At 60.1% G+C, this 23,247-nt stretch carries 13 protein-coding genes and 1 pseudogene; 4 read left to right on the top strand and 10 right to left on the bottom strand.

The features are described 5' to 3' along the window. Window positions 1-127 precede the first annotated feature (127 nt). Entirely contained in the window at window positions 128-427 is a 300-nt protein-coding gene (locus HMPREF2927_RS08145; RefSeq protein WP_005506382.1) for a DUF4193 domain-containing protein, read from the bottom strand. A 326-nt stretch (window positions 428-753) separates the two neighbouring features. Here HMPREF2927_RS08145 and sepH point away from each other — a divergent pair, with 326 nt between their 5' ends. The 3 genes and pseudogenes from sepH to merA all read left to right on the top strand — a co-directional run bounded on the left by sepH (window position 754) and on the right by merA (window position 3,674). Further along, window positions 754-1,914: a septation protein SepH gene (sepH, locus tag HMPREF2927_RS08150; protein ID WP_210399834.1), complete on the top strand. Its 1,161-nt coding sequence runs from the start codon at window positions 754-756 to the stop codon at window positions 1,912-1,914. Further along, window positions 1,913-2,005: pseudogene (locus HMPREF2927_RS08940) on the top strand (Hg(II)-responsive transcriptional regulator); the annotation flags it as partial. The gene sepH and the pseudogene HMPREF2927_RS08940, both read left to right, overlap by 2 nt. Before the next feature lie 28 nt (window positions 2,006-2,033). After that, entirely contained in the window at window positions 2,034-3,674 is a 1,641-nt protein-coding gene (gene merA, locus HMPREF2927_RS08945) for a mercury(II) reductase (protein WP_001031938.1), read from the top strand. A gap of 377 nt (window positions 3,675-4,051) precedes the next feature. On the opposite strand, the gene HMPREF2927_RS08155 is transcribed toward merA, so the two are convergent. Together HMPREF2927_RS08155 and HMPREF2927_RS08160 are read right to left on the bottom strand one after the other, a co-directional pair. Next, window positions 4,052-5,317, bottom strand: a complete 1,266-nt coding sequence (locus HMPREF2927_RS08155; RefSeq protein WP_070687047.1) for an alkaline phosphatase family protein — start codon at window positions 5,315-5,317, stop codon at window positions 4,052-4,054. Between the two features lie 115 nt (window positions 5,318-5,432). Beyond that, on the bottom strand, window positions 5,433-6,026 hold the full coding sequence (locus tag HMPREF2927_RS08160; RefSeq protein WP_005506389.1) for a DUF5998 family protein: 594 nt from the start codon (window positions 6,024-6,026) through the stop codon (window positions 5,433-5,435). Between the two features lie 286 nt (window positions 6,027-6,312). Here HMPREF2927_RS08160 and HMPREF2927_RS08165 point away from each other — a divergent pair, with 286 nt between their 5' ends. Beyond that, window positions 6,313-8,838: a DNA gyrase/topoisomerase IV subunit A gene (locus tag HMPREF2927_RS08165; protein ID WP_070687049.1), complete on the top strand. Its 2,526-nt coding sequence runs from the start codon at window positions 6,313-6,315 to the stop codon at window positions 8,836-8,838. Between the two features lie 193 nt (window positions 8,839-9,031). On the opposite strand, the gene HMPREF2927_RS08170 is transcribed toward HMPREF2927_RS08165, so the two are convergent. The 7 genes from HMPREF2927_RS08170 to HMPREF2927_RS08200 form a co-directional block, all read right to left on the bottom strand. Then, window positions 9,032-12,991, bottom strand: a complete 3,960-nt coding sequence (locus tag HMPREF2927_RS08170; RefSeq protein WP_246827399.1) for a thiol reductant ABC exporter subunit CydD/CydC — start codon at window positions 12,989-12,991, stop codon at window positions 9,032-9,034. Between the two features lie 178 nt (window positions 12,992-13,169). Continuing rightward, window positions 13,170-15,404, bottom strand: coding sequence for an ABC transporter ATP-binding protein/permease (locus HMPREF2927_RS08175; RefSeq protein ID WP_070687053.1), 2,235 nt, complete (start codon window positions 15,402-15,404; stop codon window positions 13,170-13,172). Beyond that, window positions 15,401-16,528, bottom strand: a complete 1,128-nt coding sequence (locus tag HMPREF2927_RS08180; protein WP_070687055.1) for an efflux RND transporter periplasmic adaptor subunit — start codon at window positions 16,526-16,528, stop codon at window positions 15,401-15,403. The genes HMPREF2927_RS08175 and HMPREF2927_RS08180 overlap by 4 nt, the downstream gene beginning before the upstream one ends. Before the next feature lie 65 nt (window positions 16,529-16,593). After that, window positions 16,594-17,547 (bottom strand): multidrug transporter, encoded by a 954-nt coding sequence (locus HMPREF2927_RS08185; protein WP_083303622.1) that lies wholly within the window; start codon window positions 17,545-17,547, stop codon window positions 16,594-16,596. Window positions 17,548-17,779: 232 nt separating this feature from the next. Further along, window positions 17,780-18,850, bottom strand: a complete 1,071-nt coding sequence (cydB, locus tag HMPREF2927_RS08190) for a cytochrome d ubiquinol oxidase subunit II (RefSeq protein WP_049357651.1) — start codon at window positions 18,848-18,850, stop codon at window positions 17,780-17,782. Window positions 18,851-18,871: 21 nt separating this feature from the next. Further along, window positions 18,872-20,443 (bottom strand): cytochrome ubiquinol oxidase subunit I, encoded by a 1,572-nt coding sequence (locus tag HMPREF2927_RS08195; protein ID WP_070678120.1) that lies wholly within the window; start codon window positions 20,441-20,443, stop codon window positions 18,872-18,874. Window positions 20,444-20,968: 525 nt separating this feature from the next. Then, a complete protein-coding gene (locus HMPREF2927_RS08200; RefSeq protein WP_070593490.1) occupies window positions 20,969-23,071 on the bottom strand; it encodes a DNA gyrase/topoisomerase IV subunit B in 2,103 nt (700 codons plus the stop codon). Between the last annotated feature and the right edge of the window lie 176 nt (window positions 23,072-23,247).

Here is a 23,247-nt window from a genome sequence, read left to right on the forward strand (position 1 = left end):
CGTGTTGGGTGCGACGCGGCACTGTTCTTGCGTGCGCGGCTTTCACATACTCAACGGGGCGGGTGCACTCGGCACTCGCCCCGTCATGAGGTGTATGTCGGGTGGGTGTTAGCCCTTCCCTAAAGTTTTAGCCCTCGCACTCGATGCAGTAGGACAGGCCGCCCTCTTCGCGTGCGATCTGCGAGCGGTGACGCACCAGGAAGCAGGATGCGCAGGTGAACTCGTCGTCCTGAGCGGGCAGAACAACAACGTTCAGCTCCTCGTTGGAGAGGTCAGCACCGGGCAGCTCGAAGCTTTCTGCTGCGCTGTTTTCGTCTTCGTCCACCGCACCGGACTGCATCTCGGAACGGCGGGCGTTCAGCTCCTCGTAGGACTCTTCGTTCTGCTCTTCGTCCTGCTTGCGAGGTGCATCGTAATCAGTTGCCAAACTTTCACGCTCCGTTGGTTCTGTGGCTGTGTGTTGGACTAGGCCACGCTGGTTTAATGAGTGCTCTAGGTGCCGCTGGTGTGTATTTAACCCCGACGGCATGCCAGGTATTGTTCACCATTGGCACCCTATTTGTCTAATCCTGGGTAGGCTTTGGACTGTTTAGGCGTCACATTCTAGCTTTTTCGGTGCGAAAAGTACATCTTTTTTTGGTGAAAATCCCGCCTCCGCTACTGATTTACCGCGCTTTCACGGTACCCTGGTAGGTAGTTTGCGTTCCGTGCAACACATTCACGAACGCGTCCGGTTCACCTATGGAGGTTCTCATGCTTGAACTGCGTCTGATTGGCGTTCACGATGACGGCGAAAATCTGGTGCTTGAGTCTGCTGACGGCACCCGCTTCTTGCTGCCGATTGACGCGAACCTGCGCACGAGCATCACCAAGGCTCGCCGTATTCAGCCCGCCCGCGGTCTGGGTGCTAAGGGCACCTTCGGTCCGCGCGATATTCAGACCCGTTTCCGTCAGGGTGCCTCCGTTGAGGAAATCGCTGAAGAGTCCGGTTGGGAGCCGGAGCGCGTGCGCCGCTACGAGTGGCCGATTGTTGCTGAGCGTGCCCACATTATTCGTGCCGCTCAGAGCGTGAAGATTGGTCGCCGTAGCTCCGCTTCGGGTACCGCACAGATTCCCGTGACCCTGAGCGCCCGCATTGAGGAAGTCTCCGAGCGTTACGGTTTTGAGGACGCAACCCAGGACTGGACCACCCGCCAGCAGGAGAATGGCCAGTGGCGCGTTGAGGTTGATATTGCGCTGAAGGATTCGGTGCGTCAGAACCTGCCCGCACAGGTCGTCTTCCCCGCACGTTGGGTGTACAACCCGGCGAACCAGGGCCTATACGCTTCGAATGAGGCGGCGTACTTCCTGATGGGCAATAGTGAGGACGCTGTTGCCGCCGCCGCGAAGAAGGCTCCCGTGGAGGTTCCTCCCGCCCGTCTGCCGAAGGCACCCGAGCCCGCACCGGCACCCCTTACTTCCTCTGAGAGCGCTGATGAGCGTAAGCTCAAGGAGCTTCTGGAGCGCGCCCGCTCGGTGCGCCCGGCGCAGGTTGAGGAGCCTGAGGTGTTCGTGCACCGCGAGTCCGCTCAGCCCGCTGAGCCTGTAGCACCGGCTGCACCCGCGGCACCTGTTGCATCTGGTGTGTCTGCGCCGGTAGAACCTGCGGCTCCTGCTGCACCCGAGCCCACCGCAGAAACCACCGTCGAAACCACCGACCCGCTGGCTGTGGATTCGGAAGCACCCGTTGATTCCGTTCCGGTCGAGTCCTTCGCCCTGCCGGCACCCGTCGAGGACGCACCCGCTGCTGAGGCGCCCGCAGCTGAAGCACAGCCTGAGCCCGCCTCCGCGGCCGAGAAGCCCAAGTCTTCCTCGAAGAAGCAGCGCGTGAGCGTTCCCGCCTGGGACGACATCATCTTCGGCGGCCGCAAGTAAGCGATTTGAAACTATGTTAGACGACTTAAAACAACGATGTCCAGATGAAAAGAAATTACATTCGTGTCCAATAATAGAAACATTAACATGAGAGATTAATTAACGAAAGGAGCTTTTTTATGAATAAATTTAAGGTAAACATTTCAGGAATGACTTGTACGGGTTGTGAAAAACACGTAGAATCAGCACTTGAAAAGATAGGTGCTAAAAATATTGAGTCTAGTTATCGTCGTGGTGAAGCAGTATTTGAACTGCCCGATGATATTGAGGTTGAAAGTGCAATAAAGGCGATTGATGAAGCAAATTACCAAGCCGGAGAAATTGAAGAAGTATCATCACTAGAAAACGTGGCGTTAATTAATGAAGACAATTATGACCTTCTTATTATTGGTTCTGGTGCTGCTGCCTTTTCTTCGGCAATTAAAGCTATAGAATACGGTGCAAAAGTTGGAATGATTGAGCGTGGAACGGTTGGGGGAACCTGTGTGAATATTGGCTGTGTTCCGTCAAAAACTCTTCTTAGGGCAGGGGAAATCAATCATTTATCAAAAGACAATCCGTTTATAGGTTTACAAACATCCGCTGGAGAAGTGGATTTAGCTAGTTTAATCACGCAAAAGGATAAATTGGTGAGCGAACTTCGGAATCAAAAATATATGGATTTAATTGATGAATATAATTTTGATTTAATTAAAGGTGAAGCAAAATTCGTTGATGCTAGTACGGTTGAGGTCAATGGGACAAAGTTATCTGCAAAACGCTTTTTAATTGCAACAGGTGCATCGCCTTCGTTGCCCCAAATTTCAGGACTTGAAAAAATGGACTATTTAACTAGTACAACACTTCTTGAGTTAAAGAAAATACCAAAACGATTAACTGTAATTGGTTCAGGATACATTGGAATGGAGCTTGGACAACTATTTCATCATTTAGGTTCAGAAATAACGCTTATGCAAAGAAGTGAGCGACTTTTAAAGGAGTATGATCCTGAGATTTCAGAGTCAGTTGAAAAAGCGTTAATTGAACAGGGTATAAACCTTGTCAAAGGGGCAACTTTTGAGCGTGTTGAACAAAGTGGAGAGATAAAAAGGGTTTACGTAACAGTAAATGGCAGTAGAGAAGTCATTGAATCAGATCAGTTACTTGTTGCCACTGGAAGAAAACCAAATACGGATTCTTTAAATTTAAGTGCAGCAGGTGTTGAAACTGGAAAAAATAATGAAATCCTGATCAATGATTTTGGTCAAACAAGTAATGAAAAGATTTATGCAGCAGGAGATGTGACTTTAGGACCACAATTTGTATATGTAGCAGCCTATGAAGGTGGAATTATTACTGATAATGCTATTGGTGGATTAAACAAAAAAATAGATTTATCGGTAGTTCCTGCTGTTACGTTTACGAATCCGACGGTTGCAACGGTTGGTTTAACAGAAGAACAAGCAAAAGAGAAAGGGTATGATGTGAAGACATCTGTATTACCTTTAGATGCTGTTCCAAGAGCAATTGTAAACCGTGAAACAACCGGTGTATTTAAACTAGTAGCAGATGCAGAAACACTAAAAGTATTAGGGGTTCATATTGTATCTGAAAATGCAGGAGATGTCATCTATGCAGCATCATTAGCTGTTAAATTTGGCTTAACGATAGAAGATTTAACAGAAACCCTAGCACCATATTTAACAATGGCTGAAGGGCTAAAATTAGTTGCACTTACGTTCGATAAAGATATTTCGAAATTATCTTGTTGTGCAGGCTAAGGGAACTTTTTTACAACTCCCTATTCAAGTGAACCAGCTAATGCTTTAAGGGATTTTCTAAGTGCATTTGTGGTCACAAAAATAATTTAACACTGATGATTTCGACATCAAATCTATAATTGATACCTTAACACCGCAGAGTAATAAAGGATGAATAATATGTCAGACTTATTATCCCTACCAGACATTAAAACAATAGAACCGCCACAAGAAAATGAAACCGATATGATGTTTAAAGTTGAAGCAGTCGGACCATAAGAATTTGGAGAAGGGTGATTTATAAGCCCTTTTCCACCATAAAATCCGAATACCCGACATACGAAAACCGCTGGTTATTCACCCGAATAACCAGCGGTTTTCGTTTATCCTCCAGCGCTTTAGAAAGTCTTGAGCATGCGCAACGGCACCAGACGCTCAGCATCCGTCAGCGAACCGTGCTGACCAACCATGTGCAGGGCACGTTCCTGATAGTGGCGCATATCGTACAGCGCCCAATCATCGCGAGCGCACACCATCAGGTCGCCGATACGGCCGCGCGCCGCATCCGTGATGACCGGGCCGAAGTAGCCGGCACGCATCAGCTCGCGAGAGTCAATCACCCAGGCGCGCTCGCCCCAGTACTGCGCCCAACGCTGAGCGGTGGCGGTACGTGCCGCCTCCGAGGTGTCTTCCAGGTACAGGTGCACGGCGCGCGGTTCACCGGCGGTCATGGCGATATTGCGGGTCAGCTCCTCCACGCCCGAGTAGTCGATGCGCTGGTGCTCGGGCACGTTCACCATGCCGTGATCGGCGGTCACGAAGAGTGCCGCCCACGCGGGGGCGCGCTCCGCCAGACGCTTCAGCGCCGAGTTCAGTTCCTCCAGCTGCTGCAGCCATTCGTCGCTGCCCACGCCGTAGCGGTGGCCCGCCGCGTCAATCTCGCCCCAGTACAGGTACACGGTGGTCGGGGTGCGGCTGGAGAGCGCCTCCAAGGCGTAGGTGACGCGGGCGTTATAGCCGACGGCATCCACGAAGTCGCCGCCGCGCAGCGCCGCCTCCGTCAGGCCGGTACCGCGGTACTTACCCAACGAAATGGTGAGCACGCGGCGGTTCGTATGGTGGCGTTCCAGCACGGTCGGCAGCGGCTGCCAGGCGTGCGGGTCCACCGTCTGATCCCAGCCGGACAGGTGGTTCATGACCGAGCCCGCTCCCCCATTACCAGCCGGGTTGCGCACCTCGTAGCCTGCAATACCGTGCGCGCCGGGTGCCGTGCCGGTGCCCAGCGAGGTCAGGGAGGCGGCGGTCGTGGTGGGGAACGCGGCGTCCAGCGGGCCCAGGTTCAGGGTCTTACGCAGGGCGGGCGCGTAGCCGCCGTAGCTGTTGAGCAGCTGCTCGCCCAGGCCGTCCACCATGATCACGCAGGCGTGACGGAACGACGCCGGATCAACATCCTGCTCCGCGAGGCGGCCGGCAAGGTTCAGCGGGTCGGCAACAGAGTTGAACGCCGGGTCGGAATCCAGGGCGTGCGCGGGGCGCGCCAGGCTTCGCTGAGCCACCAGAGAGGAGGCGGACTCCAGCACATCGGCGATGCTATTGCTGCCGTAGGCGGGCGCGGGAGGCAACGGCGCGCCCAGAACATCGTGCAGGGTGGTCTGTACCGTCATAAGGTCCTCTCAGGGGTGTGGCGGGTGTGTGAAAGTACGGGGCACCACGCGGGATTTATACTGCGCGGGCTGTTATTGTGCGGCGAGCGCTACCACCGGTGCTTATCGGTGGTGTTTATCGGCGGGTTGCGTACATGCGGGCACGGTGCAGAGCCCGCGCAAAATGCTGTGCACGCTGAACCGACTCCGGGCCGTCAGCAGTCGCAGAAACACGCACCGCAATATCCTCGCGGCGCGCATCGCCGGTGAAGCCGTGGTCGGCATTGCACTGCGGATCCTGGCAGCCGGCAGGAGCCAGCTCCATGTGCAGCGAACCGGTCCACGCAATCTGGAAGGAAATCTCAGTCGGGGCGGTGCTACCGGCGTTGTACGCCTGCGGCTGGCTGAAACCGTAGCTGATGGTGACCGCGTTCAGGGCGCTCAGGTGCACCGCCTCCACGCTCACGTGCGCCACGGTGCCCTGCGCGTCACCTTCAAGGTGCTGGTCGTCCAGGTGCGCAAAGATGACGTGCTCGCCGCAGAGCACCATCACGGTGATGTGGCGGTGAAAATCATCGCGTGAGAAGTGGGTTTCATGCTGTACGAAATGTGCGTCCGGGTTCATGCCCGCCAGCGCGTCATCCACCACTTCCAGCACGAGGTCGGGGTAGAAACCGGCATGCTTAATGTCTGCGACCAGTTGCTCGCGTTCGGGGGTGGTGGCGTACATCGTACCTCTTTCGTGCGGTGCCCTCATGAGGCGACGTCGGTCGGCGCACACGATGAAGGCGGTTAGGTATTACTACCATCTACCTTAGAGGGTTCCAGCCGGGCTGTGCTACTTGACCACGCTAATACAGGCTCATATGACGGCGTGCGCTCCCCCGGTACGCTTCGGTTACTGCCCTGTAACCGGCTTGGCGCACCCCACAGATGACGCTGACCAGCCAGCCCGTCTCCTCCACTCCCACCCGCTAAAATAGGAGGAGCGAAAACACACCGACACGAGGAGATATATGGCTCGCCGATCCAAATCCGCCGTCAGCGACTACCCGGTGGATGTGGTAGAGAATATCGTCGACATCGACGTATCCGCCGAGATGGAAACCAGCTTCCTGGAATACTCCTACTCGGTGATTTATTCGCGCGCCCTCCCCGACGCCCGCGACGGCCTCAAGCCCGTGCAGCGCCGCATCCTCTACATGATGCAGCAGATGGGTCTGCGCCCCGACAAGGGCCACGTCAAGAGCGCCCGCGTGACCGGCGAGGTCATGGGTAAGCTCCACCCGCACGGCGACGCCGCCATCTACGACGCGATGGTGCGCCTCGCCCAGCCCTTCGCGCTGCGCCTGCCCCTCGTTGACGGTCACGGTAACTTCGGCTCCCTCGACGACGGCCCGGCAGCCGCCCGATACACCGAAGCACGCATGGCACCCGCTGCGCAGGCACTCACCGCGGACCTCGAAGAAGACGTGGTTGACTTCGTGCCGAACTACGACAACCAGTTCATGCAGCCCTCCGTGCTGCCCGCAGCGTTCCCGAACCTGCTCGTCAACGGCACCACCGGCATCGCGGTCGGCATGGCGACCAACATGGCGCCGCACAACCTGCGCGAGGTCATCGCCGGTACCCGCCACCTCATCGCCCACCCCGAGGCGACCCTCAAAGACATCATGAAGTTCATCCCCGGCCCCGACCTGCCTACCGGCGGCACCATCGTGGGTCTGGGAGGTATCCGTGACGCTTACGAAACCGGCCGCGGCACTTTCAAGACCCGCGCGAAGGTCTCCATCGAGCAGGTCAGCCCCCGCAAGCAGGGCATCGTTGTCACCGAACTGCCGTACATGGTCGGCCCCGAAAAAGTCATCGAAAAGATCAAGGACGGCGTCAACTCCAAGAAACTCACCGGCATCTCCGACGTGGTCGACCTGACCGACCGCACCAACGGTCTGCGCCTCGTCATCGAAATCAAGAACGGCTTCAACCCGGAGGCGGTGCTCGCTGCCCTCTACAAGCACACTCCGCTTGAGGATTCCTTCGGTATCAACAACGTGGCGCTCGTGGACGGTCAGCCGCAGACCCTCGGTCTGCTCGACCTGATGCGCGTGTACATTGACCACCGCCTGAACGTGGTCCGCCGCCGCACCGAATTCCGCTTGGGCAAGCGCACCGACCGCCTGCACCTGGTGGAGGGCCTGCTTGTGGCGATCCTCGACATTGACGAGGTCATCCAGATCATTCGTGAGTCTGATGAGACCGCTCAGGCACGCGAAAAGCTGAAGGTCGTCTTCGACCTGACCGACACGCAGGCGAACCACATTCTGGAGCTGCGCCTGCGCCAGCTCACCAAGTACTCCCGCCTGGAGTTGGAAGCAGAACGCGACACCCTGCAGCAGGAAATCGCGGAATTGCAGCGTATCCTTGGCTCCGATGCGGCGCTGCGCGAACTGGTCTCCGAGGAGCTCGCCGAGGTCGCCGAACGCTACGGCACCGACCGCCGCACCCAGCTCAAAACCAAGGACGAGATGCAGGTCGCCATTGAGGCCGTCACCGCGCAGTCCAAGGCGAAGAAGAGCCTGGGCCTCACCCTCGAAATCGCGGACGATCCCTGCTGGGTGCTGCTTTCGGCATCCGGCATGATGGGACGCACCCCCGGCAAGCCCATCCGCGAAGCCCTCGTGGATCCCGGCAAGCGTTTCAAGCACGACGTGTTCACCTCGATTGTGCCGACCACCGCGCGCGGCGAGATCGGTGCCGTGACCTCCGCAGGACGCATGGTGCGTCTGTCCGTCATGGACATTGCGGTGCTAGACGAGAACGGCGGTACCCCCTCCATGGCGTCGGCGGTGAAGGCCGCCGAGCTGGTTCAGCTCGCCAAGGGTGAGAAGCTGGTCGCCCTCGTACCGCTGAACACTGTGCTGGCACTGGCAACCGCGGGCGGCGTAATCAAGCGCCTGAACCCGGATTACCCGCTGAACCAGACCGAGTGGGACATCATGAAACTCAAGGACGGCGACGAAATCGTAGCCGCCGCCCCCTGCCCCACCGACGATGCGGTGCTCACCTTCGTCACCCGCGACGCGAAGCTACTGACCTTCGACGCGGCAAAGGTCCGCCCGCAGGGACGCACCGGCGGCGGTATCGCAGGCATCAAGCTTGCCGACGGTGACCGCCTCATCGCCCTGGGTGTGACCGCGCCCGGCGACGCGGCGGAGGTCGTGACCGTCACCAACGGCAAGGACGGCCTGGCGAGCGCCAAGGTCACCGCCCTGAGCGAGTACCCGCAGAAGGGCCGCGCGACCGGTGGTGTGCGTGCGCACCGCTTCCTCACAGGTGAGAGCCAGCTGGCTCTGGCGTGGGTGGGCGTGGGCCCGGCGAAGGCGGCGTCCTCCGGCGGTGTGGCTCGTTCACTGCCGACCGAGCACGGTGCCCGTGACGGTTCCGGTGTGATGCTCACTCAGAGCATCGGCATTGTGGGACCGAACTATGCGGCTGTTTCTGCTGCGCTGGCGGTTAGCCTGGAGGGTGAAAAGCTCTTCTAGGCGCGCCGTTCACGGCCTTTCGGCCTCAGGTTGCTAACGAAGCCTGGGGGAATCCGCGCAGATATAACACGCAGAGCAATGTGCCCAGAAAATTTTGCACACAGAAATGCCCCGGTACTTTCACGAAGTACCGGGGCATTCCTCGCAGTTTCTTGCGTTCAATCTCGCCCGTGGTGGCTACGCTCAGCGGCGTTTAGAGGCGAACCACCTCATCGCAGCGGGCAATATCCTCAGGACGGTGCGACACCAGAACCGTAGCCACGGAGCTGGAGCGGGTCGCCGCATCCAAGTCAGCCATCAGCGCGCGGGCAGACTCAGCGTCCAGGTGCGCGGTCGGCTCATCCAGCAGCAGCACAGGCGAGTTCACCAGCAGGGCACGAGCCACCGCCAGACGCTGACGCTGACCACCCGACAGGAAGGAGCCGCCAGCACCCACCGGGGTGCGCAGGCCCTGAGGCAGAGCGTCAAACCACTCGCCCAGACCCACACGGCGCAGAACCTCAATCAGCTCTTCCTCGCTCGGGCGATCCGAACGGTCACGAGCCAGCATCAGGTTACCCTCAAGGGTCGACTCGAAAATGTGAGCCGCCTGCGGGCACCACGCCGCGTAGCCACGTAGCTGCTCATCCTCCAGGACCTCACCGGAAGCCAGCACACGGCCGGACTCCAGCGGCAAGAAGCCCAGAACGGTTGCAAGCACCGTAGACTTACCGGAACCGGAGGGGCCAGTCACCGCAGTCCAGGAGCCCGCACGGGCGTTCATGTTCAGGTCGGTGAAGACCGGGTGATCCATGCCGGGCCAGCGGGCGGCAGCGTCCTGGAGGCTCAGGGCGGGGTCGGTGACCTTCACGCCAAGCTCCTGCGGGGTACCGCAGCTGACCAGGGTGGGTTCGCCGGGCTTCGGCGGGCGCGGGGTATCGCTCTTAGAACCAGCCGCAGATTCGGGGCGGGCAAAACGCTGGGCACGCTGACGGTCAGCCTCCAGCAGCTCCTCCATCTCTGCCTCCGCGCGGGCACGCAGACGCTCAACACGACGCGGCAGAACGTGGGTGTCCACCTCAGCCTCGGTCGGCACGGAACGCTTCAGGGTCGAGGTGGCAACAACACCCTCCAGGGATACGTCGCGCACGCTCGGGGCAATCGTAGCGAGCAGGCGGCTGAACGCGGGCCAGGAGCGGACCGCCTCAACATGGCCCAGGGAGCTTTCCAGCATGCCGGTGCACAGCAGCACCACAATCGCCGCTTCGGGGGCACGCACGGTGCCGTCAACAGCCAGCGGGTACGCAATGACTGCGCTCGCCAGAGCCGCACCGAACCAGCTCAGGGTCACGAGGGTACGGCCCACGCCCTGAGCGGTCGAGCCCTTCTGCAGGGCGGACAGGTTCTCGGCGTCCAGAGCGCCGTTAGCCTTCTCAGCGGTGGTTGCCACGCCGTTAGCGCGCAGGTCCTCAGCCGCCGAGAGCATGCCGGCACCCAGGCGCAGCATCTGCGCGGTGGAGCGGCGAGCCAGCGCCTCCGCACGGGCATCGGCGCGAAGCACAATCCACGGAGCCACAAAAGTGCTAACCAGCACGGCAAGCAGAACCGGAATCAGAGCCTGCGGCAGAATGCACGCGGTCGTAATCAGCGCCGCGATCATGACCAGCAGGTGCGCAGCCGGCGGAATAATAACGCGCGGCACGCCGTCCCGCAGCTCATCAATACCGCCCACGAGGCGTTCGAGCAGCGCGTCACCACGCAGCAGGGCACGAACGCTGCTCACGCTCTGCCATGCGCCAACCCAGGCGCGCAGACGCAGAATATTTGCGGCGGCAAGAACCTTCGAATGGGTCATCAGACGCTCAGCGTAGCGGGCGCAGGCACGACCCAGGCCGAAGAAACGCACACCCACAATGGCGACCATCAGGTACATCATTGCCGGGCCCTCGGCGGCGCGAACAATCAGCCAGCCGGACAGCGCGGTCAGTGCCGCAGCCATCAGGGAAGTAATCGCAGCCATGATCACCGGGCCGGTTGCGGCGCGAACACCGATACCGGTCAGTTCCTTCAGGGTGCGCAGGCTTGCGAACAGGCCGGCAGGCTCGGCTTCCTCGGCCTCGGCAGCTGCGGAGGCGCCCGCCGGGGCGGTGCTTTCAGCCTCGTACTCTTCCCTGTCCTTGAGCAGGTGCGCGGGGGCTTGCGCGGGAACCGCAACGCGGGCGGTGTTCGCCTCGGCAGTCCAGGTGTAGCCCTGGGCGGTCTGCACGGCACGAACGAGGGTATCGCAGCCAGCGGCGAGCTCCTGCTCGTGGGTCACAATCAGCACGGTTGCGCCAAGTTCCGCCAGGCGGTGCAGGGCGCGGGTCACCAGGTATGCCGAGTAGGCGTCCAGGTGCGCGGTCGGCTCATCCACCAGGACCGTCAGCACGGTCTGTTCACCGCCGGCACGGTAGATAGCCTCGGCACGAGCCAGGGTACGTGCCACGGCGAGGCGGCGCGCCTGACCTGCGCTGAGGGCACCGGGTTCAAGGGCGGTGAGCTTCTCCATGCCCAGCTGAGCCAGCGGGCCAACCAGCAGCGCGGACTCGGCATCGGTGACGGACAGCTTCTTGGAGTCCATCGCTTCACCAAGCAGAGCGGCTGCACGCTCACGCTCAGCCTCGGTAGCGCTGAGCGCGTAGAGAGCCATTTCGGTCTGCACGGTGGGTGCGGTGAAGACCGGCGACTGCGGAATAACCAGGGTGGTTCCCAGACCGTTCACGCTACCGGCCAGGTGCACGGGCTCCTCCGAGCCGGTGGGCACCAGACCCTCACGCACAGCACCGGAGAACACGTTCAGCAGGGTGGACTTACCGCAACCGGACTCACCCATCACGCCGATAACCGCACCGCGCTCACCGTTGCCGGTGCCAACGCGACGGTCCAAGTTCAGGGACAGGTTAGTCAGCACGGCAGGACGCGCCGGGTAGCTCACCGACAGATCCTCAACAGCGATGGTGGAAGGCTGAGCCTTCTGCACTGCCGAATCCTGAGCGGCCGAGTCCGCTGCGGCGGCGGGCAGGGGCGCATCAATAATCTTCTGGGCGCTACGCAGGGCGGCAACGCCATCCTCCGACTGGTGGTAGGCGGCACCCACATCACGCAGCGGCTGGTAGCATTCGGGAGCCAGCAGCAGCACGAGAATTGCGGTGTCCAGGCCCAGGGTGCCGTTGACCAGGCGCACACCAATCAGCACAGCGATCAACGCCACCGAAATGGTGGTGATGAGCTCCAGCGCAAGCGAAGACATGAAGGCGCTACGCAAAGTCTGCATGGTGCGTTCACGGTAACGCTGGCCGAGGGCGTTCATGGAGCGGGTCTGTGCACGTTCACGGCCCAGACCGATAATGACGGGCAGGCCGCGCACCAGCTCCAGAATATGGTCGGAGAGGCGGTGCAGTTCAGCCTGAGCTTCTGCGGTTTCGTCGCGGGTGTTCTTACCAATCAGGATCATGAACACCGGAATAAGCGGCAGGGTGCATGCAAGCACCATGGCGCTCGTCCAGTCTAGGGCCGCCACAACAACCCAGAGGATGAACGGCACAATCGCGGTGGACACGAACGCGGTCAGGGTCTTGGTGTAGTAGTCATCCAGAGCGTTCAGGCCACGGGACAGCAGCACAGCGGTCGCGCCGGTACCTTCGGGGGTGTCTGCGCCACCGGTGGCGAGCACGCGCTTGAGCAGCGAGGAACGAATCTGAGACTTCGCTCCGGAGGCGGCACGCTGCGCGCTCACAGCCAGCAGGTAGTCGGTACCCGAGCGGACAAGCAGGGCAGCCACGGCGACCGCAATCAGGCCGGGGGTAATGGTGTCTGTGTCACCGAAGATACCACCGAGGCCGAGCAGCCAGCCGCCGTGCGCCTCCAGCTGCGCCTGCGCGGAGCCCGAGAACTCAATGTAGGCGCGGTACACGTCCGGGGCGCTGGTCTCTTTGAGGCGCGCGTGCTCGGCGGCAACAGCGGCGAAACCGGCGTGTGCCGCGCGGGCAATAATCACAGCCAGGGCGGCGCTGAAAAGCACCGTCGCGAGGGTGTGCACGGCGGTGATGACACCGAACGTGCTGAGGGTTTTACGGGCGTCAGGGCCCAGGGGTGGGCGGCGGTCAGCGCGGTCGTTGCGCTTTCCCTCGGTCATCTCTGGTGCCTCAGTGTTCTGATGTTTGTCAGCATGACGCGGTGTGTGCGTTCGACTCACGTGTTGTCCTTAGTCTTCTGCTGTTTTTACCTCCCATCAGTTTAAGGGGTGGGCTATCCAATACCTATTTGACCAGTCAAGTTTCGGATAATTGGCTGGTCCTCACCCGGCACTAGTTCTAACCGCGCATCGCATCGGCGGGGCTCTTGCGGGACGCCACCCACGCCGGGTACGCCGAAGATACCAGACCGGTAAGGGCGCCAACGCCCACGCCGAGCACCACGAATCCGGGTGAGAGAACCGCCTGCCAGCCCTGCACGAGCGAAAGAATAATCGTCGCAATCATGCCGGAGCAGGCGCCGATGGAGCCGCCGAGCACGCCGAGCATGACGCCTTCCATGAGGAAGATGCGGGCGATCAGCCATTTACTCGATCCGATGGCGCGGCGCAGCGCGATCTCTGCGGTGCGCGATTGCACGGACAGATACATTGCGGTTGCCGCCGAGAGGGAGGCGAGCACCAGCAGAATACCGGAGAGCACACCCACGTACAGACCCAGATCCGAGGCGATAGACGCGCGCAGGCTCTGCAGGTCGGAGGGGGTTTCCACGTTGATCTGGCTGGGTTCAGCGGGCTTGAGGGTTAGCGGAATAGCCTTGGCGACCGCCTTGCCGTAGCCCCGTTCGGTTTCGGCAATGTAGGTCACCTGGCCGCGTCCGGTGCGCTGAAGTGTGCCCGGCGAGACAATGACCGTGTTCCTAAATTCGTAGCCGCTATTGCCGGGGTCGAAGAGGCCGATGACCGGCATCAGCTGACCATCCACCCAGATGCTCACACCGGGTGCCACCTGCGGCAGTCCGCCGAGCTTAATGCCGTACTCGACGGCGGGTAGCTCGCCGGGGCGGGGCTCGGTTGTGGCGTTATCTGCAGCCTTATCTTCGGGAATAATGCCGAGGGCACGGGCAGCGGAGACCGAGACAATAGCGCCGGAGAGCTGCTCGGAGCGTTCACGGTCGGCAACGTTCTGCTGGGTGAGGGTCGAGTTCATCTGTTCGAGCGCACGCAGGGTTTCGGGGTTCATGCGGGCACCGATTTGCTCGAGCCGGGTCTTTGAGGTGGAGCTGAGGCCAATCGCCGTTTTGGGTTCGTCCTCGTAGGGGCTGAATCGGGTGATTCGCACGTCGGCGGGTGCCACGCTGCTGACGAATCCGGTGTTCTTCACGTAGTCCAGTGCGCTAATGCGGTCGGCAACATTCTGCGCGGATTCGCCCTGCCGGTAGGTTCCGAGCATGTTCTGGTCATTGTCCCTGTCGCTGATGTAGAGCGTGGATTGTTCGGATCCGAGCAGGCGCTGGTTCACCTGGTAGCTGGCGGATTCGCTCATGCCGGAGGCGCTGATGAGTCCGCCCACGCCCAGTGCGAAGGACAGACCCAGCAGCAGGGTGCGTAGCGGTCGTGAGGTGAGCGCCGAGATTGCCTCGATGCTGTCGTCGGTGAGGAAGCTTCCGCGGCGATGCGTAGCGGGCTTCTCCCCCGGTGCGAGGCTAGCGGGAGCATCTACCGGGGCACTTGCCGGGACTTCCGTCGGGGTGTCCCCTGCAACCGGCACAGCCTCAGCGACCGGTGCCGTAGCGGAATCGGCGCGGCTCTGCTCGTGTAGCCGTCCATCCTCAATGCGAATCACACGGCGGGCGGCGGCGGCAACCTCCGGGTCGTGGGTAATAACCAGCACGGTACAGCCGGTCGCGTTAATGCGCTGCAAAATCTCAATGACCTTGGCGCTATTGTGGCTGTCCAGGTTGCCGGTGGGCTCGTCGGCAAGAATCAGCGGCGGGCGCGTGGCGAGGGCACGAGCAATGGCGCAGCGCTGCTTCTCGCCGCCGGAGAGGTAGCGGGTGCGGATGCTGGCGCGGTCGCTCAACCCCAGAAATTCTAGGGTTTCTTCGGTGCGTTGCAGGCGCTCGCTGTAGGGTACGCCCTGCACGCGCAGACCCATGGAGGCGTTGGTCGTGCTGGTTTCGTCCAGCAGCATGTTTGAGGATTGGAAGATGAAGCCGAGGTGATCTCGGCGCATTTCGTCGCGTTCTCTGTCGCTGAGTCCTTCCGTGTTTTTGCCGAAGAGGCTGTAGGTTCCGCTGGTGGGAGTGTCGAGCAGACCAATGGCGTTGAGCAGGGTGGATTTACCGGAGCCCGACGGACCAATAATGGCGAGGAATTCGCCGCGTTCGACCACCAGGTCGAGGTGGTCGAGGACTGCTCGTTCGCTCCCCTCGAAAACACGGGTAATGCCGTGCATTTCGATAGCGGGCGCGGTACCGAGCCCGGCGGCAGGTGTAGCGGCGGACGCTACGTTGGGCGCAATTGTAGGCGCACGTCCTGGGCTTGTGTCTGGGGTTCTCTTACGGCGGCTCATGAGACAAGCACCTTCTGTCCCGTGCTGAGGTTTGCGTTGATTGCGGCGTATCCGCCGGCGGTGCGCAGGACCTCAACGTTGACTCGTTCGGTGGCGGGCGCGTCCTTGCTGGTCGAGGTGGAGCTTCCGCCCTTTTCAACGAGCACGTAGGTGCCCTGGGAGTCCTGGCGTACCGCGGTAGTCGGCACGGCGAGGGTGGTTGAGGTGTTGCCCTTACTGGTGATGGATGCGCTCTGCCCCGGAGTGAGCTTGCTCGGGTCGTCGGCGCTGAATCGCACGCTCTTTGCCGCACCCTTGGAGGGGTCGTTCTGCAGCTCACCAATGCTGGTGATGGTGCCCTCCACGCTGCCGGTGGAGGTACGCAGGCTAATGCGATCACCGACCTTGAGCTTGTTCGCGACGGCGAGTTCAACGCTGGATTCCACGTAGGGTTCGCTGGTTTCTACACTCGCGATGGGGTTGCCGTCGCTGATGAGCTGGCCGACTGCCGCAACTGCGGTGACGGTGTGGCTACCGGCGGGCAGAATCGCGTAGTTGCTTCGGGCAATGCTGGTGACCCCCTCGCTGGGCACGCCGGTCAGGTGCGCGCGGTGCAGGCGCGTGACGGCGTCGAGGGTGTCTTCGGTGACGGTGCCGCTCTGAGCGGTGGCGTACCCGGCGGAGTTCAGTGCCTTCTGGAAGGCGAGCACGTCGTCGCCGTTATCGCCCAGGTTGAGGTCGCGGTACAGCGGCAGCGGCCCTTCCAGCACGAAGACGGGGTCGGCACCAATAATGCCGATGAAGTCACCGGCTTTGAGCACGTTACCGGGCTTCTGGTTCTGGTAGACGAGCACCGGCTCACCGTTGGTGCGCGCGCTAATCGGGGCGGTCTCTCCCGCCTTGGTGGTTCCTGCAATGGCGAGTCCCTCGCTGACGGTGCGTTCTTCGACCTTCGCCCAGACCGGGATCACGGTTTTCGCTTGCACGGTCGGGTCGGGGCCTGTTGCGGCGTAGCGGGTGCCAAGGTAGAAGGACAGCATGAGCGAGCCGATGGCGAGGATTGCCAGCAGCAGGAGCACGCGGGGTCGGGCGATGCGCTCGCTAAAGCGGTGACCGCTGTTTTGGTTCTGTGAGTGAGTGGTCATGGCGGTGTCTTTCTAAACTGTGTCAGCGTTGCCTATTTCTTAGCGCTGTCTTTCAGCGTCCCGGTTTACTGGTGCTCCATAACGTACTGCTTGAACTTCTCGTCACGCTCACGTTCTGCCTTGCGGTCCTGCTCAAGCTGTGACTGGTACTTGCGGATGAGCGGCATCTGGTACTGAGCTTCCAGGTCGTAGAGCTGCTTGCTCATGCCGACCTGCTGGTTACATTCGGCCTGGATGGTGGCGATGCGAATCTCTTCTTCGGAGGCGGGCTCGTTGAATCCGTTGTTCTTGCTCAGCTGCTCAGCCAGCGGGGTTTCCTCGGCGACGGAGCCTGCCGAGCGAGGGGTGAGGCCGCGGTCTGAGACGCACTGCTTCCACTTCTCTTCGAGCTCGCGGTGCAGTTTGCTACCGTAAACGGCGTTACCCGCCTCAGTAGAGATACGACTGGATGTGGACTGCCCTTCATTCTCGGGCCTCTTGCCTTCGGGCACCGCGGCCTCCAGGGTCTCGCGGGCCTTGGGGTAGCATTCGGTGCGAAGCTTGTCCTCGGGGCTCATGCTCTCCCCCGAGTTATAGGAGATGGGGGCGGCTGCGTTGTTGGGGTCTCGCTTCTGAAAACCGTACTTCTGGGCGTACTCGACGTTCCAGGGACCGTACTTTCGTCCCAAATCACCGCGGGGTGCGCTTTCAGAATAGGGAGCCTGGATGGTGTAGTTCTGCCCGTGTTCGGCGAAGCACTGCTTCATGGCAATCTGCAATGCCATGTACTCGTAGTTGGTGCGCTCGTAGTAGAGGTAATCGTCCAGGGGCATCTTCACAATGTCCTGCTCCGCGTCGAAGACGGCGTGGACGCTTTCGTCGCGTTCCAGCGGCGGGTTGAAGAGCGAGCATGCGCTCAGCGGGAGCACGCCGATGGCCAGCAGGGCACCCGTGGCGAGCAGGCGGCGGCGCGTGCCGGTGCGAGGGGTAGTTCCGGTGCGAGGAGCGGATGCAGTGGAGCTACGGTTGAGGGACTTCATCGTTGAACACCTTTCATAAGAGTGAGTTGCTCACCACATTACACTTTTTGCTCCTTGCCGCGCTCGAATTTCGGGGGGGGTGTGCACCAAAAATTTTTGCGCGCCCACTCATCTGCCGAGAGCTGCAGCCTCTGCGGGAATATCCTCTGTAGGAATAGTCCTCTGGGGGCATAGAAAAATCCCCCGAACTTCTCAGAAGAGAAATTAGGGGGATTCTTCAATCAGCTACATGCTACTTGGTCGGCAGTTCAGCCAGTTCGGTAGCGTCGTGAGCCTCGGGGATGTGATCCACGTGCAGACGCTTACGGAAGACCCAGTAGGTCCATGCCTGGTAGACGAACACGACCGGCAGACCAAGGCAGGTCACGAAGGTCATAACGCCCAGGGTGTACTCGGAGCTGGAGGCGTTCGCAATGGTGAGCGAGTATGCCGGGTCCAGAGTGGAGGGCAGAACGTTCGGGTACATTGCGGTGAAGATTGCCAGAGCGCCGAATGCGAGGAACACGGACAGACCAGCGAAAGCGCGACCCTCACGGCCACCCTTTGCGGAGATCCAAGCAATCAGAACAGCAACCACAGCCAGGATGGTGCACAGCCAGGAGATGCCGTTACCGGTGGTGAAGTCCAGAGTCAGAACCCATGCAACGATCGGCAGCAGCAGGACGGGAGCCCAGCGTACCAGGGTGTTGCGGGCACGGTCGCGGATATCACCGTCGGTCTTCAGGGCGATGAAGGCAAGACCCTGAACCAGGGCGAAGCCAACGAAGCCCAGACCGCCGAGCAGAACCGGCAGGGAGACCCATGCGAAGGCGCCGCCGACGCGGTCGCCGTTCTCGTTGATGGGCAGACCCATGGAGGTCAGACCGAGCAGAGCGCCGACGAGCAACGCGATGAAGAAGGAAGAAACAGACAGAGCGATGTTCCAGTTACGGATCCACTTCTCATCGTTCTTCTTACCGCGGTATTCAATGGCGACCACGCGCAGAATCAGGAAGACCAGCGCGAGGGTCAGGGGGATATACAGAGCCGAGAAGAGGGCTGCGTACCAGATGGGGAATGCTGCGAAGATAGCAGCACCGCCGGACACAATCCACACCTCGTTACCGTCCCAGACGGGGCCGATGATGTTCAGCAGCAGACGGCGTTCCTTCTCGTTCTTGGTGAACTTGGAACCCATCAGCATACCGACACCCAGATCGAAACCGTCGAGAATCATGTACATGATGAGGAAGACGCCAATGGCGACAAACCAGAGGGTGGGCAGGCCAGGCTGACCGGCAAAGATATTGAAATCAAAGTTCATGGTGAATCAATCCTTACCCGCCTAGTAGGCGAACTCCAGCACATCGCGCTTGGACTTGTCGTTGGACTCGTCCTCGTGGGGCGACTGAACCAGCTCGGGCATTGCTGCCACAACACCGGCCTTGACGTACTTGATGAGCAGGTAAACCTCAACCACCATCAGCACGCCGTAGAGCAGGCCCAGGGTGAGCAGGGAGAAGAGGATTTCTTCACCGGAAACACCCGGGGAGATAGCTGCTGCGGTGAACAGGTGGATCGAGGGATCACCCTGAAGGTTCGGAGCCACAACGAAGGGCTGGCGGCCCATTTCGGTGAAGATCCAGCCCAGTGCGATTGCGAAGAAGGGAGCCATGATGGACCAGACAGCAACGTTCTTGAGCAGCTTGGACTCGGGAACGGTGCCAACGCCCTTCTTACGGGTTACCCACAGTGCGTAGAGGTAGAGGGGCAGTACGACTGCACCCAGACCAATCATGCCGCGGAAGCCCCAGTAGGAGACCTCGAGGGAGGGCAGGTAGTCAATCTTCTGACCTGCACGCTCGCCGTAGAGCGGGTTGTTGGGCAGGTTGGTGCCGAACTTAGCTTCGTACTCGGGCAGCAGGGTCTGAATACCCTTCACCGGGGTATCGAAGTTGTCGTGTGCCAGGAAGGACAGCACGCCGGGGACCTCGATGATGGGGGTGATCTTGTCGCAGCTCTGAGCGCCGAGCTCGCCGATGGTCAGAACAGAGAAGGCGGTACCGTCGTGGCACGCAGCTTCTGCGGCAGCCATCTTCATGGGCTGCTCGTGGATCATCATCTGTGCCTGCAGGTGGCCGGATGCACCAACACCTGCGAACGCGAGGAGACCAACGACTGCGCCCAGGCGCAGGGACTTGATCCAAACCTGGAAGTCCTTCTTGTCTCGTGCGCCCTTGTCGGACTCACCAACGACGACCTTGCCGTCAACGACCTTGTCGATGCCGTCCTTGCGGCGACGCCACAGCTTGTACCAGGCAATACCGACCAGGAAGCCACCGGCAACCTGGATGGATGCGGTGATGACGTGAGAGAAGGTCACCCATGCGAGGGGGTTCATCAGCACTGCGCCAATGTCGGTCATGCGGGGACGACCGTCAATCATTTCTGCACCGACGGGGTGCTGCATCCAGGAGTTTGCAACCAGAATGAAGAATGCAGAAATCCAGGAGCCGAGAACTGCCATGAACAGACAGAAGGCGTGGACTGCGGGCTTGAGGCGGTCCCAACCGAAGATCCACAGACCAAGGAAGGTCGACTCAACGAAGAAGGCGAAGAGGCCTTCCATTGCCAGCGGAGCGCCGAAGACGTCGCCGACGAAGCGGGAGTATTCACTCCACGCCATGCCGAACTGGAATTCCTGAACCAGACCGGTGGCCACACCCATAGCGAAGTTAATGAGGTACAGCTTGCCCCAGAACTTCGTCATGCGCTTGTATTCGTCCTTCTTGGTACGAACGTAGCAAATGTACAGGTAGGTCACCACAAGGCCCAGACCCAGAGTCAGCGGAACCATGAAGAAGTGGTAGACGGTGGTAATACCGAACTGCCACCTACCAAAATCAAGGGGATCCATTGATAGGTCCTTACTATGTGTGTACTTAATGTGCGTTTGTGCCAGATTTCGGGTAGTCCACCATCGATGGAGGGCATACGAGAGTTACTGACACAGTGTCTCTCATGCTTCTAAGGTACAGGGTTTTCCTAAGAAGCTGTGAGTAGGCTGTGCATAGTATGGACGTTTATTGTTTGACGTTTCGCTAAAGGTACCTTGGACGTTATCCCTCGACGCAAGGGTGGTGAGAGGAATGAGACACGATGGTGCCTTGCGGGGTTGAGAAGCAGTTTCGGAACCTTGGTGAAATATTGCAGTTTTTAATATTTTCTGCAAAATTTTGGTGACAGATTTCGTGATTGTGACAGGTGCTTCAAGTAGTGCTCAAAGCTTAAATTTGCCTGTTTCATGCGGAATTTACGCGGAATCTCCGAGAATTGCGTGACTATTCTCACACAAAATTCATGGATTGTGACACGCCAGCCACCACTGCCCCGCAAGGCACCGCAATGCCCCGCAAGGTACCGCACGCTACATATCGATGCTCTACATATCAATGCTCTCGGCATCCAGCTGATGAGCACCCGCAATAATGAATTCCTTACGCGGAGCCACCTCAGAACCCATCAACAAGGAGAACGCACGCTCGGCAGCCTCCGCATCCTCAATGCGAATACGGCGCAACATGCGATGACGCGGATCCATCGTCGTCTCAGCCAGCTGGTCAGCGTCCATCTCACCCAGACCCTTATAACGCTGAATGGGTTCCTTATAGGACACCCCCTGCTCCCGCAGAGAATCCAGAAGCTCGTGCAGCTGCTTCTCCGAGTAGGTGTACACCATCTCGTTCGGCTTGCCGCGGCGCACCACCTCCACACGATGCAGAGGCGGAACCGCAGCGTACACGCGACCCGCCTCAATCAGCGGACGCATGTAACGGTAGAACAGGGTCAGCAGCAGGGTACGGATGTGGGCGCCGTCCACGTCCGCATCGGTCATCATAATGACCTTGCCGTAGCGAGCAGAGTCCAGGTCAAAGGTACGACCCGAACCCGCACCGATCACCTGAATCAGCGCCGCGCACTCAGCATTCGCGAGCACATCAGTCACCGAAGCACGCTGAGTGTTCAGGATCTTACCGCGAATCGGCAGCAGAGCCTGATACGAGGAAGAACGCGCCAGACGCGCCGTGCCCAGCGCCGAGTCACCCTCCACAATGAACAGCTCAGAATGCTCAACATTGGTCGAACGGCAATCCACCAGCTTGGTGGGCATGGACGAAGACTCCAGCGCGGTCTTACGGCGCTGAGTTTCCTTATGGATGCGCGCCGAGACGCGGGTCTTCATCTCAGAGACGACCTTCTCGCACAGAGCGGCCGCCTGAGCCTTCTCCGCACGGGCGGTCGACTCCAGGCGAGCCTTCAGCGCATCACCCACGACCTTCGACACAATCTGGCGAACCGCCGGGGTACCCAGAATCTCCTTGGTCTGACCCTCAAACTGCGGCTCGGCAAGACGCACGGTCAGCACGGCGGTCAAGCCGGCGAGCACGTCGTCCTTCTCAATCTTGTCGTTACCCACCTTGTACTTGCGGGCATTATCGGCAAGGTGCTTGCGCATCACGCGCAGCAGGCCCTGCTCAAAACCGGTCGTGTGAGTACCGCCCTTGGGGGTGGCAATAATGTTCACGAAGCTGCGGACCGTCGTCTCGTAACCAATGCCCCAGCGCAGCGCAACGTCCACTTCGCAATCGCGCTCCACGTCGGTCAGCTGCGAGCGGCCGTCCTCACCCAGCACCGGCACGGTCTCGGTGAAAGATCCGCTGCCGCTAAAACGCCAGGTGTCGGTAATACGCTCATCGTGCGCCAGAAACTCGACGAACTCGCTAATGCCGCCGTCGTACTGGAAAACTTCCTCGTGGGGTTCCAGCTCGCCGGGGGTGCCGGGCAGTCGGCGCTCATCACGGATGCAAATACGCAGACCCGGAATGAGGAACGCGGTCTGGCGCGCACGAGCAGCCAAGTCCTCGTAGCTGAACTTAGCGTCGGGGGTGAAAATCTGCGGGTCAGCCCAATAGCGCACACGGGTGCCGGTCACGCCACGCTTAGCGCGACCCACAATCTGCAGGGCGTCAGTGCCCTCGGTTGCGGGAGTGAACGGATCTTCGGGCTTGGGGGTGCGGCCGGACTCGAAGAATCCGGGAATGCCGTGGCGGAAGGACATCTGGTAGGTCTTCGAGCCACGGTCCACCTGCACGTCCAGACGGGAAGACAGCGCGTTCACCACGGAAGCGCCCACACCGTGCAAACCACCGGACGCGTTATAGGAGCCGCCGCCAAACTTACCGCCGGCGTGTAGCTTGGTGAATACGACCTCGACACCGGACAGGCCGGTGCGCGGCTCAATGTCGGTGGGGATACCGCGGCCATCATCGCGCACCTCAACCGAACCGTCACGGTACAGAATGACCTGGATGGACTGGCCGAAACCGGCGAGCGCCTCATCCACCGAGTTGTCGATAATCTCCCAGAGGCAGTGCATCAGGCCGCGAGAGTCGGTGGAGCCAATGTACATGCCCGGGCGTTTGCGTACAGCTTCCAGACCTTCCAGCACGGAGAGGTGACGGGCAGTGTAGTTCGAAGACGCCACGGGAATCCTTTCGGGTGAATATGTCTGCGGTGGTGAACGCGTGCCACCGGGCGGAGTGCGAGTCCGGCTCAAGTGCTACGGGGGCAGAACGACAGCGGGGCACGACGCGTGTCGTGCCCCGCAGAGCGTTCAACGTTCGGAACTCTATTCTAGCGTGGCTTGGGGAAAAGAGTGAT

The sequence above is a fragment of the Rothia sp. HMSC061E04 genome (assembly GCF_001813685.1).
Lineage (GTDB): Bacteria > Actinomycetota > Actinomycetes > Actinomycetales > Micrococcaceae > Rothia > Rothia mucilaginosa.

Bases quoted from the DNA above. Each gene is read 5' to 3' on its own strand.
- HMPREF2927_RS08170 (WP_246827399.1), bottom strand. From the start codon at position 12,991: ATGACCGAGGGAAAGCGCAACGACCGCGCTGACCGCCGCCCACCCCTG.
- sepH (WP_210399834.1), top strand. From the start codon at position 754: ATGCTTGAACTGCGTCTGATTGGCGTTCACGATGACGGCGAAAATCTG.
- merA (WP_001031938.1), top strand. From the start codon at position 2,034: ATGAATAAATTTAAGGTAAACATTTCAGGAATGACTTGTACGGGTTGT.
- HMPREF2927_RS08185 (WP_083303622.1), bottom strand. From the start codon at position 17,547: ATGAAGTCCCTCAACCGTAGCTCCACTGCATCCGCTCCTCGCACCGGA.
- HMPREF2927_RS08175 (WP_070687053.1), bottom strand. From the start codon at position 15,404: ATGAGCCGCCGTAAGAGAACCCCAGACACAAGCCCAGGACGTGCGCCT.
- HMPREF2927_RS08195 (WP_070678120.1), bottom strand. From the start codon at position 20,443: ATGGATCCCCTTGATTTTGGTAGGTGGCAGTTCGGTATTACCACCGTC.
- HMPREF2927_RS08165 (WP_070687049.1), top strand. From the start codon at position 6,313: ATGGCTCGCCGATCCAAATCCGCCGTCAGCGACTACCCGGTGGATGTG.
- cydB (WP_049357651.1), bottom strand. From the start codon at position 18,850: ATGAACTTTGATTTCAATATCTTTGCCGGTCAGCCTGGCCTGCCCACC.
- HMPREF2927_RS08160 (WP_005506389.1), bottom strand. From the start codon at position 6,026: ATGTACGCCACCACCCCCGAACGCGAGCAACTGGTCGCAGACATTAAG.
- HMPREF2927_RS08180 (WP_070687055.1), bottom strand. From the start codon at position 16,528: ATGACCACTCACTCACAGAACCAAAACAGCGGTCACCGCTTTAGCGAG.
- HMPREF2927_RS08155 (WP_070687047.1), bottom strand. From the start codon at position 5,317: ATGACGGTACAGACCACCCTGCACGATGTTCTGGGCGCGCCGTTGCCT.